11 protein-coding genes are annotated in these 12,981 nt (G+C 66.9%); 3 read left to right on the plus strand and 8 right to left on the minus strand.

Annotated elements, in window-relative coordinates; translation table 11 throughout:
- Nucleotides 1-6: 6 nt before the first annotated feature.
- From OOB33_RS01600 to OOB33_RS01625, 6 genes are all read right to left on the minus strand, one after another.
- On the minus strand, nt 7-1,536 hold the full coding sequence (locus OOB33_RS01600; protein ID WP_271007387.1) for a hypothetical protein: 1,530 nt from the start codon (nt 1,534-1,536) through the stop codon (nt 7-9).
- Nucleotides 1,537-1,589: 53 nt separating this feature from the next.
- A complete protein-coding gene (locus tag OOB33_RS01605; RefSeq protein WP_271007388.1) occupies nt 1,590-3,272 on the minus strand; it encodes an OmpA family protein in 1,683 nt (560 codons plus the stop codon).
- A 291-nt stretch (nt 3,273-3,563) separates the two neighbouring features.
- Nucleotides 3,564-4,250, minus strand: coding sequence for a PEP-CTERM sorting domain-containing protein (locus tag OOB33_RS01610; protein WP_271007389.1), 687 nt, complete (start codon nt 4,248-4,250; stop codon nt 3,564-3,566).
- A 44-nt stretch (nt 4,251-4,294) separates the two neighbouring features.
- Nucleotides 4,295-6,511: a phosphocholine-specific phospholipase C gene (locus OOB33_RS01615; protein ID WP_271007390.1), complete on the minus strand. Its 2,217-nt coding sequence runs from the start codon at nt 6,509-6,511 to the stop codon at nt 4,295-4,297.
- Nucleotides 6,512-6,584: 73 nt separating this feature from the next.
- Nucleotides 6,585-7,163 carry a PEP-CTERM sorting domain-containing protein gene (locus OOB33_RS01620; protein WP_171828393.1) on the minus strand — a complete coding sequence of 193 codons (579 nt, stop codon included), beginning with the start codon at nt 7,161-7,163 and terminating at the stop codon, nt 6,585-6,587.
- Nucleotides 7,164-7,299: 136 nt separating this feature from the next.
- Nucleotides 7,300-7,974: a GNAT family N-acetyltransferase gene (locus OOB33_RS01625; RefSeq protein ID WP_171828392.1), complete on the minus strand. Its 675-nt coding sequence runs from the start codon at nt 7,972-7,974 to the stop codon at nt 7,300-7,302.
- Between the two features lie 156 nt (nt 7,975-8,130).
- On the opposite strand from OOB33_RS01625, the gene OOB33_RS01630 reads away from it, so the two are divergent.
- From OOB33_RS01630 to OOB33_RS01640, 3 genes are all read left to right on the plus strand, one after another.
- Nucleotides 8,131-8,835, plus strand: coding sequence for a helix-turn-helix transcriptional regulator (locus tag OOB33_RS01630; protein WP_102769727.1), 705 nt, complete (start codon nt 8,131-8,133; stop codon nt 8,833-8,835).
- 93 nt (nt 8,836-8,928) lie between these two features.
- A complete protein-coding gene (locus OOB33_RS01635; protein ID WP_102769172.1) occupies nt 8,929-9,123 on the plus strand; it encodes a YgaP family membrane protein in 195 nt (64 codons plus the stop codon).
- 60 nt (nt 9,124-9,183) lie between these two features.
- The gene (locus OOB33_RS01640) at nt 9,184-9,732 is read left to right on the plus strand and encodes a lipocalin family protein (RefSeq protein WP_271007391.1); all 549 of its coding nucleotides are present in this window, start codon (nt 9,184-9,186) and stop codon (nt 9,730-9,732) included.
- A gap of 8 nt (nt 9,733-9,740) precedes the next feature.
- On the opposite strand, the gene OOB33_RS01645 is transcribed toward OOB33_RS01640, so the two are convergent.
- Nucleotides 9,741-10,868, minus strand: a complete 1,128-nt coding sequence (locus tag OOB33_RS01645) for an acyltransferase family protein (RefSeq protein ID WP_271007392.1) — start codon at nt 10,866-10,868, stop codon at nt 9,741-9,743.
- Nucleotides 10,869-11,066: 198 nt separating this feature from the next.
- On the minus strand, nt 11,067-12,935 hold the full coding sequence (locus tag OOB33_RS01650) for a S8 family serine peptidase (RefSeq protein ID WP_271007393.1): 1,869 nt from the start codon (nt 12,933-12,935) through the stop codon (nt 11,067-11,069).
- Between the last annotated feature and the right edge of the window lie 46 nt (nt 12,936-12,981).

Genomic DNA, 12,981 nt, shown 5'->3' on the forward strand with positions numbered 1-12,981 from the left:
CGGTCTTCACAGCAAGCCGTCCAGCTCCGCATCGCGCTGATTGACGCGACGGGCTTGCTCGTCCTCCTTGCGGCGCTTGAGCTCAGCCTGAACCTGGTCACGCAAGGCATCGGGCAAGGTCTGGATCAAAGCCTTCTTGGCCTCCTTGTCCTGGCCCAGCTCGTCCAGCTGCTGCAACACGGAATCCACGCTGGCGACCTTCACGCTCGAAGCGCCAGCTGCCTGCGGTGCTGGTGCTTTCATGCGCTGGCCTTGCTGGGCGCGCTCCAGCTCGCGCCCACGCTCCTCGGTCTCACGTCGCCGCTCGGCTTCCATGAAATCGTAGAAAGTCTTGGTGGTGTGCGCGCCGTCATTGCCGGACAGGCTGTTGCGATTCATCAAGCGCTGCTGCAGATGCTCCAGCTTGGACTGCGCGGTATCGGCGATCTCTTTGTAGTGCTCGCGCACATCGGCATAGCTGGTGTAGCGACCCGCACCGATGGCAAGAAATGCCGCACGACTTTCACGGCCCGCAAAGCCCCAGCGATAGCCGAACAGGACGCCGAGGATCTGCAGGAACACAAAGATGAAGGCCAGCACGATGAAGGTGCCCCAACCGCCATGACGGTCAATGCTGACATCATCATCGCGGGCCTTGTCCACGGCGCGCTGGTTCTCCACCGAGTCGGCCGCCGGCAACTGGATCTTGCTTTCCTTGGCGCTCATGTCGAGCCCGTCGGCACCGGCCTTGACGGCGAGCTCGACCCCGGCACCGCCGGCCTGGCCCGTGGTTTGCTGATGCAGTTGCTTCTCCAGCACCTGCCCGCGGACATAGGTCGCACCGATGGCCACGATGACCACGAAGATCGCGGTGCCGATGCTGATGGCATAGCCGGGCTGGGTGCCGACACGATTCATCAGCTGGACATAGCCAGGCTGGGCATCGTCGACCGACTGCGGGCGAGCCAAGGCGATGTTCTCGGTCCGGGTCTTGCCCTCGCGGCCTGACTCCACCCAGTCTTGCCGCGCCTCCTTGATCTTCCCGGAGCGATACAGCTCATGGCCGGCGAAATGGGTGAAGGCAACCAGAATGACGGAAATCAAGAAGGCAATGCCATAGGCCCCCATCTGCTGCAGGTTCTCGCTGGCACCCGGCAAGGTGTAGCCCGCCAGCACATAGGAAAAACCCATGGCCTCGACAAACACCAGCGCCACGGTCAGCAGCCAGATCAGGTTGGGGGTATCTCGGCGCCCGTTGTCACCGGCCTTGGTCAGGTAGCTGATCTTCTCGTTGAAGTCATGCTCGTCCTGAATGCGGATGAACTTCTTGTAGTCACGGCACAAGGCTTTTTCCGCCTTGAACCAGGCCTTGTCGCTGCTGTCCCGGTTGGTGTCGCGGGACAGGCGCGTGATCCCGCCCAGCAAAGGCAGGCTGTACGCGGTGTTGTGCCACCACCAGCGGATGCGACTCCACAGCAGTGACACGGCCAACAGGGCCAGCATGCTGCTGACCAGGCTCCAAGCCAGCAGCGGTGATGCTTGAAAGAACTCCGTCATCGTTTGATCCTTGTTGTCCAGTTTTTCTTTGACCCGAATTTCCGGGAAGCACGCTACTGCATGCGGGGCTGAACGTTCGCCACGCGTCGCGCCTCCGCGCTGCCGTAAATGAGCTTGCCGCCGCGAGCGCTGGTCGAACCATCAAGCGCGAACAACACATCGACGCAGCGCAGGCCGCCTTCACCGCTGGGGAACATGCGATAGAGCAAGCCCTGGTTGACCAGATAGGTATTGACCGCCGGCTCCTCGCTGACATCCGGCTTTTTGTTCGAACCCGGCTTGTATTGCCCGTACACCTTGAGCTCCGGCAAGTTGGCCGGCGCCGCACCGTCGCGCAGCACAGCCAGACGATTGAGCACCAGCAGATGACCGTTCACATCGGCGGCCCAGGTCTTGCCGTACAGCTGCGGCAGATGCTCCTGGGTGCGATAGCTGCTGCCGTCCTTGAGTGAACGCACCGTGCCGGTGGCACGCGGGCGGTCCAGCGTGCAATCACCGAGCAAAACACTCTCGTCTGCACGCGCGGTCGAGATCAGGCTAAAGCCCGTCCGTGTCGGCGGCAAGCTCCTCAAGTTCAGCGAGGCTTCCTGCCGGCTGTAGGGCAGGCCGCCAAAGTCCAGACCCGGGGCTCGGCCTTCCTGAGCCTGAGCCGTGACAGTCGCGGGTGCGGCGGACTGGCCGATGGCCGCGGGTGGCTGAGCCGGCCGAGCGGGCTTGGCCGGCAGGGGCGGCACCACCGGGGCCGGGGCGGGTCGGGCGGGTTTGTCCGCGGCCGCCGCCATGGGCAGGTCGACCTGATGTCTATAGAACTGGTAGTTCGGGCGGCGGCCGGCCAGGTACTGCTTGAAAGCTGCCTCATCGGCGATCTCCACCAGCTCGACCCGACGATTTTCCGCACGACCGGATTCGCTGCGATTGTCGGCAATCGGAAGGGCTTCACCGGCACCCTGGTAGTAAAGCGAGTCTTCGCTGATGCCTTGCTGCCGCATGAAGGCCGCCACAGATTTGGCGCGTCGCTCGGACAGGGAGGCATTCAGGGCCGAGGAACCGCTGTCATCCGTGTGGCCGATCAGGAACAGGCGCCGCTGCTTCAACTGCCGCAAGATCTCATCGCGCTGCTTGGGTTCGTTCTGGCCCTGCAGCATCTGTGCGGCGCCGTACTGCCTGGCGATGGCGGCGAAGTACTCGCGTGCTCTGGGGGTGAGCTGGTCTGATCCCGATTCGAAATGCCCGCTGGCGCCGTCCAGATTGCGCACCACCAAGCTGCTGCCGACGATGGGGCCTGAGGGTGATACGTCAGCTGCCGCAGACGCGTCGCCCCCCTGTTCGCTCGCAGTGGCCACCGGCAACGATGGCGCACTGCCCGACGGTGATGGACCGGCTGCCGCGGCCCCTGCCTTGGTCGTCACCACATTGCCCTGTGCATCGATCGGAGCAAAACGGATGTCCAGCTTGTACTGCTGCGCAACTTTTTGGAGCTCGCAGCGTTTGCGGTCCATATCGGAACCGATCAAGCCGCCCACCAGCCCTCCCACCAAGCCACCGCCGATCACAGCGCCCTTCTTCCCATCGCCAAGCAAGTAGCCGGCCAAGGCGCCGGCAATCGCGCCACCAACAACACCCACATTGCGCGCCCTGTTGGAGCAAGGGTCATCGCTGGCGAAGGTCTCCTTGATCTGAGCACCCAGGCCCTGCTTCGGCGCATTGGGGTTGGTCGCACATGCAGACAGAAGCACTGCACACGCGAGGCCGACCCCTCGCTGCCGAAATCGATTCAATAAACTGCGCTGGCATGGCTCCCGATACCTCATGCTCGTACTCTCTTGTGGTGGCCGGTTGGGCCTTTGATTAATCGATTATCTAAGCAGCCATGACTTCTGGCCATCGCTCTGACCCTAAGCGCGAGGCCGGCAAGCGTAGCGCACGGAAACGCAAAAAGGGGGACGCAAAGCGTCCCCCTTTGGAGGGTAGGAGCACGAGCTGTGAAGCGGGCCCTCAAGCCCGCGCCAGCTCTCAAGCCCAATCTGTCAGCCGCGCTGGCGGCGGCGCACCACGGCCAGCAGGCCCAGACCCAGGGCCATCAGGGCATAGGTTTCCGGCTCGGGCACCGGGGCGGTGTTGATGACAAAGGACAGGTTGTCGGCGTAGCCGTCGTTGTCGCTGGAGTTCAGGCGTTCCATGGACAGGCTCAGGTTGATCGTCGTCGTGCCCACGGGCAGGAAGCCCTGGGTCTGGCGGTAGAGCAGACCGGTCTGGTTGCCCCGGTCGGCCGGGGTGACCGGGCCCAGGGTGGCGGAGCCGATTTCGGTGTTGCTGCCATCCAGGAAGGACACGTAAACCAGGGCGTTGTCGCCTTGGCTGGTCCAACCGCCCAGGTAGCCGTCGAGCTTGAAACTGGCGCTGCCGGTGGCGATCAGGCTGCTCAGATTGCTGACGTCAAACAGCTGGAAGCCCGCCGAGGCCGGCGAGGATTGGCCGGCAAACAAGAAGCTGCCACGGTCGACCGGGCCCGGCTGGCTGGGCAAAACCCAGTTGCTACCGTAGGCGACCGACTGGAACAGGTCCACGCCGGCAAAAGCGGTCCAACCGGCGACCCCGCCTTCGGCGTTGCCGTTGACGATCAGGTTCTGGCCCAGGGTGGCAGCGTGGGCGCCGAAACCAGCAGCGAACAGGGAAAGCGCCAGAGCGCCGCGGGTGATGAGCTTGTGGTTCATGATTTGAGAAATGCTTGAGGTTTCAAATAAAGAGAGCGGATGGATCAGGCGCCGAGGCGGTACTGGTCCAGCAGGGCCGGGCCGGACATGGCCGGATCGCTGATCGAGGCCTCGCCGGTTTCCATATGGCCGGCAAAGCGGCGGCTGTAGTCGCCCTGGCCGGCCACACGCACGCTGAAGTCGTACCAGTAGGCGCTTTCGCGCAGCGGCAGACGCAGGGTGGTGCGGGTCTTGGCGGCCAGGTGGATCTGCTGCGGCGCCACGCTGTAGTACTTGTTGGCCGAGAGGATGAAGGTGCAGGCAAAGCTGCCGTTGTTGCTCAGCTCGATCTGCAGCTCGCCATTGGCCACGTCCGGCGTCACGCGCACCTCAGGGTTGGGCTGGGCGGCCGCGGCCACGCGGCGGGCATTGCCGGTGAAGTGGCGGTGGTAGCCGTTGGGGCCCAGGACCCAGAGGTCGTAGGCGCCGTTGGCGGCCGGCTGCCAGCTGCCGGTCAGCTGCTTGCCGGCTTCCACGGTGTAGCGGCGCGGCAGAGCGGCCAGGTTCAGGCGGTCGTAGACATGGAAGACGGCGGCCGGGCCGCTGATGTCACCCAGGCCGTTGCCCGTGTGGGCAAACTGCAGCTCGACACGGGCGGCACCCACGCGGCCGGCGCTGACCTTGACCGCGGCCGTGGTGTGCAGCTCATACGGCAAGGCACGGGCCGGGCGCGGGCCGGCTTCCTGCACCGGCACGTTCAGCGTGGTCGGCGTGGGCGGCGTGGTGGTGCCCGGCAGGGCGCGGGCACGGTTGGCCAGCTCCAGGGTCTTGGGCAGCTGGGCGAAGAAGGCGCTGTCTTCCGGGTCGCGGAAGTTGAAAGCCGACGTCAAATCACCGGCCACGGCACGGCGCCAGGCGCTGATATTGGGCTCCATCACACCGAAGCGCTTCTCGATGAAACGGATCACCGAGGTGTGGTCGGCCACTTCGGAGTTGACCCAGCCGCCCTTGCTCCAGGGCGAGATCACGTACATGGGCACGCGCGGGCCAAAGCCGTAGGGCTTGTGCTGGTGGGTGGCCGCCGTGCCGTTGAGGATGTGGTGGTACTCGCCGGTGGTGTCGATGGTGGAGTCACCGGCCAGGTCGGCCTTGGCCGGGTCGGCATCCCAGCTGATGTAGCTGGGGGCGGCCGGCGGCGGCACGTGGTCGAAGAAGCCGTCGTTCTCGTCGAAGTTGATGAACAGAACCGTCTTGCTCCAGACGGCCGGATTGGCGGTCAGCGCTTCCAGCACCTTGGCGGTGTAGTCGGCGCCCTGGGCCGGGCTGGACGGGCCGGGGTGCTCGGAGCCTTCGGCCGTGGCCACGATCCAGCTGACCTGCGGCAGCTTGTCGGCCAGCACGTCTTCGCGCAGCTTGTCCAGGTCGCGCGTGCTGATGCCGCGGTCCTTCAGCTGCTGCGAGTAGCCGGGGCGGCCGTACCAGGCGTCGCGGAAGGGGCGGAAACCGGCCAGGGCGTTGTCGGTAAAGTTGTCCGCCATGTTCTGGTAGACCTGCCAGCTGATGCCGGCATCCTGCAGGCGCTCGGGGTAGGTGGTCCAGGTGTAGTCATCGGCCGGATCAGGCTTGAACCAATCGTGGCTGTTGTCGGTGGACGGGCCGTTGCCCTTGCGCAGCGGATCGTTGGTGCCGGTCCAGAGGAACAGGCGGTTGGTGTTGGTGCCGGTCTGGCTGGAGCAATGGTAGTGGTCGCAGATCGTGAAGGCGGTGGCCATCGCGAACTGGAAGGGCAGATCGGCCCGCTTGAAATAGCCCATCGAGTGGTTCTGCTTGGCCTTGGGCCAGGCGTTCATGCGGCCTTGGTCCCAGCCGGCCTGGGCATCGGGCCAGGAGTGCGGCGTGCCCGACACGCGCATGTGCGCAAAGGTCTGCTGCGTGTTCAGGTGGAAGGGCGCCAGCGCCAGCGGGTTGACCGGCGGGCGGCCGGGCGTGGCCGTCACGGCATTGGGCTGCATCCAGACGCTCTTGCCGTTGATGCCGGTCTTGTCGACCACAGGCACCGGGAAGGGATCGGCAAAACCGCGCACGCCGTTCAGCGTGCCGAAGTAGTGGTCGAAGCTGCGGTTTTCCTGGGTCAGGATGACGATGTGCTCGACATCATGGATGGTGCCGCTGCGGACATTGGCCGGGATGGCCAAGGCGCGTTGGATGGCGGGCGGGAAGGCGGTCAGCGCAGCGGCGGCGCTGGCGCTGCGCAAGAAACTGCGGCGGTCTTGGGTGGTCATGGAGGAGGTCCTGAGAATCAGAAAACTGGGGCGACCCGACGCTGAAGTCGGGCCGGGGCGAGCCGGGCTTGGATCAAACCGCGCGGCGGCGCAGGACGGCGGCAATGCCGATCAAACCGCCCAGCAGCAGCGCATAGGTCTGCGGCTCGGGCACCGGTGCGGCGGTGAAGCTGAAGTCGTCCATGACGAACTCGCCGTGGTTCTGACTCTTCACCTGCACGGCATCGACCAGGCCGGCATAGCCGCTGGCCAGAAAGCTCGGGGTGGCCGATGGGTCAAGGCTTTGCGAGCTGGCGACACGCTGGCCTTGGTAAAAGAGCTCGAAGCTCAGCACCGCGCCGCTCTGGCCGGCGAACCAGGCGCCGTCAAAGCGCACGGCCTGGCTGAAACCGATCCGGCTGGCGGCGTCTTCGGCCAGGAAGCCACTGGCCACGCGGCCGGCACCCGAGTGGGCGGTGTAGGGCTCGGCAGCGGTGGAGAAGGCGGTCCAGCCGAAACGCGACCAATCGAGGCCGCCATAGTTGAGCGGCACCAGACCATCGGCCAGGTCATCGAAATTCAACACCGCGGCATGGGCGCCGCCGGCAAAGGACAGGCTGGACAGCAGCGCAGCAGCGAGCGCCACGCGGCGCAGGGACTTGGAGCAGGACATGGGGAATTCCTCACAAAACGACAGCGGATGCCGCGCAATCTAGTGAGGCGATTTGCAGACCTGATGACAGTCCCTAGGCCGAATGGCAGGGGGTCTTTGCCATTCGCGTGCGAGGAGCGCGCGCAGCGCCCCGGGCTCAGTCGCCGGCCAGCTTTTCCATGAACAGCGCAAACGGGTCGGCGCGGTGCGCACCGAAGGGCCCGCAGCGGGCAAAACCCAGGCGCTCGAACAGGCGCTGGGCCGAGCGCTGGCGCACGCCCACCTGCAGGCGCAGCAGGGGCTGGCCGGCACGCAAGGCCTCGCGCTCCAGGGCTTGCAAGAGCATCTCGCCCAGGCCGCGGCCGCGCCAGCGGGGCTGCACCATCAACAGCTGCAGCTCGGCCCATTCGTCGTGCAAGAGCAAGGCTGCGCAGGCCAGCACCCGCGCCTGCGCATCGCGCAGCGCCAGCACGCGTGCTTGCGGGCTGCGCAGCAGGGCCAGGTCCGGGGCGCAGGCCGCACGGCCGGCAGGGCTGAGCTGTCGCGCCTCGGCCTCGAACTGTTCGAACAGCGCCCGCAGCTGCGGCTGATCGACGGTTTCGCGCAGCAGGCTCAGGCCTTGCAACTGGCCCGCCGGGCTGCGAATGGCCGAGCGTGGCGGCGGGTCGCCGGCACGCGCCACCCAGATCTGGGACGAACCAAGGCTGTGGAAGTTCATGGGTCGGGCCTCCGGTGAAACGCGCGCCGCCGGGGCGGCAGACACGAAAGCCATGCGCAGCGGCATGGCACCAAGAACTGGCAGGGCGGAGCGGGCGGTGGCAAGACGGGGCATGGCAGCAAGCCTTTTTGGGGAGACCTGCACCGCAGCCGGGCGGCGGGCAGGTCGATTCGGGAGATGCAGGGTTTGTACGCAAGCGCCATGCCAAGGCCGAGGCCTGGCCGCCGTCCACCCGCTCCACCCGCCCCGGCCTGGCCGACAATGCCCGCCATGCGCCGCGCCGACCGCCTCTTTCAAATCGTCCAGCTGATCCGTGGCCGCCGCCTGTCCACGGCCGAGTTCCTGAGCCAGCGCCTGGAGGTCTCGGCCCGCACTGTCTACCGCGACATCGCCGCCCTGCAGCAGCAGGGCGTGCCCATCGAGGGCGAGGCCGGCGTGGGCTATCGCATGCGCGCCGGCTTCGACCTGCCGCCGCTGATGTTCAGCAAGGACGAAGCCCAAGCCCTGGTGGCCGCCCTGCGCCTGGCCCAGGGCCAGCTCGACAGCGTGCTGGCCCGCCAGGCGGAAGAGGCCATGTCCAAAATCCTGGCCGTGCTGCCGGCGCCAGCCCGCGCCGCGGCGGAGAGCCTGGCCGTGTTCGCGCCGCTGACCGGCTTGGACGAGGCCATGCGCGAACGCCTGGCCCGCCTGCGTGAAGCCACCGAGAACCGCCACAAGCTGCGCCTCGATTACCTGGACCTGGCCGGCACGGCCAGCCAACGCACCGTGCGGCCCCTGGCCTGCTACTTCTGGGGCCCCAGCTGGACCCTGGCCGGCTGGTGCGAGGTGCGAGGCGATTTCCGCAACTTCCGCGTCGACCGCATTCAGAGCCTGCAGGTACTGGACGAACGATTCCGCGACGAGCCGGGCAAGACCCTGGCCGATATGCGCCGCGCCTTCGAGCAAAGCGATACCCCCTCGACCGATCGGGCTTGAGCTGGATCAATGAGGGTGCCGGGCTGCCGGCGCAGACTGGGAGTCCGCGAGCTCGGAATCGTCCGGCTTCGCCCTTCTCAGGAGCACATCCCCATGAAAGCCAATGTTGGAACTCTGGACCGCGGCCTGCGCATTGTGGGCGGCCTCACCCTGATCGCACTGGCCGCCACCGGCCAGGTGGGCGTTTGGGGCTGGATCGGGGTGGTACCCGTGCTCACCGGTGTGTTCCGCTTTTGCCCGGCCTATCCCTTGATCGGCATGAACACCTGCGCGCGCAAAGACCTCTGACGCTCGGGCCTATGGCAGACCGGCTAGGCTGCAGCCTTCTTGCTGCCTGAAGATCTCGCCATGCTCTTGCGTCCCCAACTGGCCTGCGCCCTGCTGGCCGCCTGTGCACTCGCCGTCGCCCTACCCGCTCGCGCGGCCGAATCGGCCGTGCCGCTGGAGACCGTGGCCCAGGTCGACCTGACCCGCTACGCCGGCGCCTGGTTTGAAATCGCCCTGCTGCCCAATCGCTTTCAAAAGCAATGCGCGGCCGACACGCAAGCGCGCTACCGCCTCGATGGCGAGCGCGTGGAAGTGGTGAATCGCTGCCGCAAGGCCTCGGGCGAGGTGGAGCGCACCGCCGGCCACGCCAAGACGGTTGAAGGCAGCGGCAATGCCAAGCTGCGCGTCACCTTCTTCTGGCCGTTTTACGGCAACTACTGGGTGCTGGACCTGGACCCGGACTACCAGCAGGTGCTGGTCGGCGAGCCCAGCCGCAAATACGGCTGGATCCTGTCGCGGACGCCGCAGATGGATGAGGCCAAGCTGCAGGCCTTGCTCGACAAGGCCGAAAGCCTGGGCTACGACAAAAACGCTTTCCGACGGACGCCGCAGACCCAGCCGCTGGACTGAAGCAGCTTTCAGGCGCGCAAGGTGCGCGGCCACAGACGTGCCAGCAGGGCCCCGAGGCGCAGACGGCCGGCCGGTTGCTCGATCCAGCGGTAGAAGGAGACCGCGGCCAGATTGCTCAAGCCCCAGGCGGCCAGCATGGCCATCAGGCCTGGCCAGCCATCGCCCAGATCATGGCGCTCGAACAAGGCGTTGATCAACAAGCAGATCGGGAAATGCACCAGGAACAGGGCATAGGAATGCGTGCCCAGATGCGCCAGCAGGGGCTGCAAGCGCGGCGGTGTCAGCAGCAAGGGCAAGCCAGCGTCGTGACGACGCTGCTGCCAGGCCAGCACCAGGGCGGTGGCCAGGGCCAGGGCGATGCGCTCACGGAAGTCCAACAGCAAGGCTGCCAGACCCAGCGCAGCCAGGAGCATCAGCCCCAGACGGCGCTGCGGCAGCAGGCCCAGCCAATGCACCAGCGCCCCCAGGCCGTAGGCGCCGAAGAAGTACAGGCCCCAGTTGTCCAACGCGGAATCGCGGTTGAAGACCAGCAAGGATGCAGCCGTCAGCACGGCCACCAGCCCCGGCCCGATCCAGCGCCGCCATGCCCGCGGCAAAGCCAGCCCGCGGCTGAAGGCGAGCACGCCGGCCAGCAGCGCAAACAGCTGCAGATCGATGGCCACGTACCAGGCACCGACCGTCAGCGCCTCATAGCCGAGCACGCCGTGCACCAGCCCGGCATGGGCCAGCAACTGGCCCCAGCCGACCTGAGCCGGCACCAGCTCGGGCAACCAGCGCGCCACCAGGGCCGAGCAGGCCAGGGTCAGCAGCACTGCGCCCATGAAGGGCAGAGCCAGGCGCTGGTAGCGACGCGCCAACAGCGAGAACCAGCCCCCCTCCAGCAACTGGCCCTGCGACGACAGCGCGCGCGCCGTCAGAAAGCCACCCAGCACCAGGAACACCTGCACCGCCATGCGACCGTACTGGTAGGCCCAGGCCATCAATGCGGGCAAGAGCTCTTCCACAGCCTCCGCCACCGGGCCGTAGGCGGACAGGTGGTGCAGCACGATCAGCTGGGCGGCGGCGGCCTTCAGGCCGTCGACATGCAAGAGACGAGTGACAGGGGGGCGGGCAACAGGGGTCTTGCTTGTGCTCATGGCCAAGCGCCCGAGGCTTGTGGCCGCGGGCGCAGATTGCGTTCCAGATCCAGGGTTTGGGGCTGCCCGGCCAGCAAGGCCAAGGCCCTGCGCACAATGCAGCAGGCCCCGGTGCCAGCCCGGGGCCCAGCCGCCCCAAGGCGGGGCGGGCACATCCGAGAAAACCCTAGATTCTAAACGCCGGCCAGGCTTGAGCGTTCAGAGGCGGATGCCGGCCAGCTCGGCGCTCTTGCGCGGGTGGATCAGGTTGACACGGCCCGGCTGGCCATCGGCGCCCTTCATGCGCTCGGCGCCTTGCAGGATCAGGGCTTTGAGTTCCACCGCCTTGAGCGCGGGCTTGAGGGCGATCAGCTTGGCCGCCAGATTGGCGACCTGGGGGCTGGCCATGCTGGTGCCGCTGAGCTTCATGCGCGCGCCGCCGGGGACAAAGCTGTCGACCTCAAAGCCGTTGGCATGCACGACCACGGTCTTGCCGAAGGTCGAGAAGCTGGTCTCCTGGCCGGCCGTGTCCACCGCACCGGCCGTGATCAGATTGGGCAGCTCAAAGCCGGCCGGGATGTATTCCTGGAAGTCGGCGCTGTTGTCCTCATTGCCCGAACCGGCCACGAACAGGATCTCCGGTGCGCCGGCGATGGCCGCGCGCAGGGCGTCGCGCTCGATCTTGAACAGGCGGCTCGCTTCCGCCTTGCGCGCCTCGGGCGTGCCGCCGGCGTTGTGGAAGGCCAGCGCGCCCTCGTAGGCGTTGGGGCCATAACGCCAGCTCATATTGACCACCCGCACGCCGGCCTTCTTGAAGCTCTCGACCATCTGGCCGTAGGCCAAGGCGGTGGCGCGGGCCTGGGCTTCGTTGGGCAGCTTGGGTTCCAGCTTGGCGCTCCAGAGCTGGGTGGCGGCGAACACGCGGGCAAAGGGGTTGCCCTCGACGGCAATGCCGGCGACATGGGTGCCGTGCACGTAGAGGCTGGTCAGGCTCATGTCCTCGCTGAAGCCCTTGACCTGCTCGGCCTTGAGGCCGGACATGGTGGCGCGAAACTGGCGCGAGTCCGGCGTGTCCAGGGCCGCACGCTGGTCCATGGCGCCCTTGATCAGGCTGCGCAGCTGCGGCCAACGGCTTTGCGCTTCACCCAGAGGGCGCAGCAGCTCGCGGCTGGGCTTGGCGTCCTCGTCAAAAGCCAGGCCGGCCAGCGGCGCGGCCGGCTTGAACAAGGCCATGTCCACGCCTGAATCCCAGACCGCCACCACCACCGGCGTGGCTTTCGCCTCGGCCGGGATGGCAAAGGTGCGCGGCGTCCAGAGGTCGGCACGCGCCTGCGTCTTCGTGTTGGCATCGATCACCGCCTGCAGGCCCGCCACGATGGCGGCCTTGTTGGGCGCGAACAGCTCGGCTTGCAGACGGTTGCTGATGATGGCCAGGGCGATGCTGTCCGGCACCACCATCTTGCCGTTGGTGGCCATGGCATCGATCTGGCTGCGGAAGGCACCCAGCACCAGCTCGGGGTTGTAGGTCTCGGCCCCACCCTTGCCGGACTTGACGTTCTCCTGCACATCGGCCCAGGGCAGCGTGCTGTAACGCTTTTCCACCTCGGCGCGCAGCCAGGCGGCATCACGCTTCTCCAGGCGCTGCTGCGAGAGCAGGTCGGTCAGCAGGCCGGCGCTGAGCTGACCGCCGATCTTTTCCTGCAGAGCGCGCGACTTGGCCGTCCAGGCCGGCACGGCCGCCCAGTCGCCACGCAGCTGGGCCAGCGTGGCCAGGGCGCTGTAGTAGCTGCGCAGTGTCGAGGCGTCCTGGATGTCGTAGCGGGCCAGGTCGGACTGGACCTCGGCCTCCAGCTGCGCGCCCATGGCCAGCAACTCGCTCAGCGGCGCGCTCAGGTATTCGCTGGGCAGCTTGGTCAGGGTGACGGTGCGGCGCGGCAGCTGGTCGGCCCGAGTGATGGGCTGGCGGGCGGCGCTGGCGGCCTCGGCCGGCGCGGCAGCGGCGCCCGAGCTAGCAGCGGAGGCGCTCATGGCCAGGGGGCTCAGCAGGCTCAGGGCGGCCAGCGAAATCAGGGTCTTGGCGTGCGACATGTCTGGGTCTGTCCAACAGGACAAAAAGTAAACGATGGCTGCACGA

Source organism: Paucibacter sp. B51 (assembly GCF_027863535.1).
GTDB lineage: Bacteria > Pseudomonadota > Gammaproteobacteria > Burkholderiales > Burkholderiaceae_C > Paucibacter_A > Paucibacter_A aquatilis.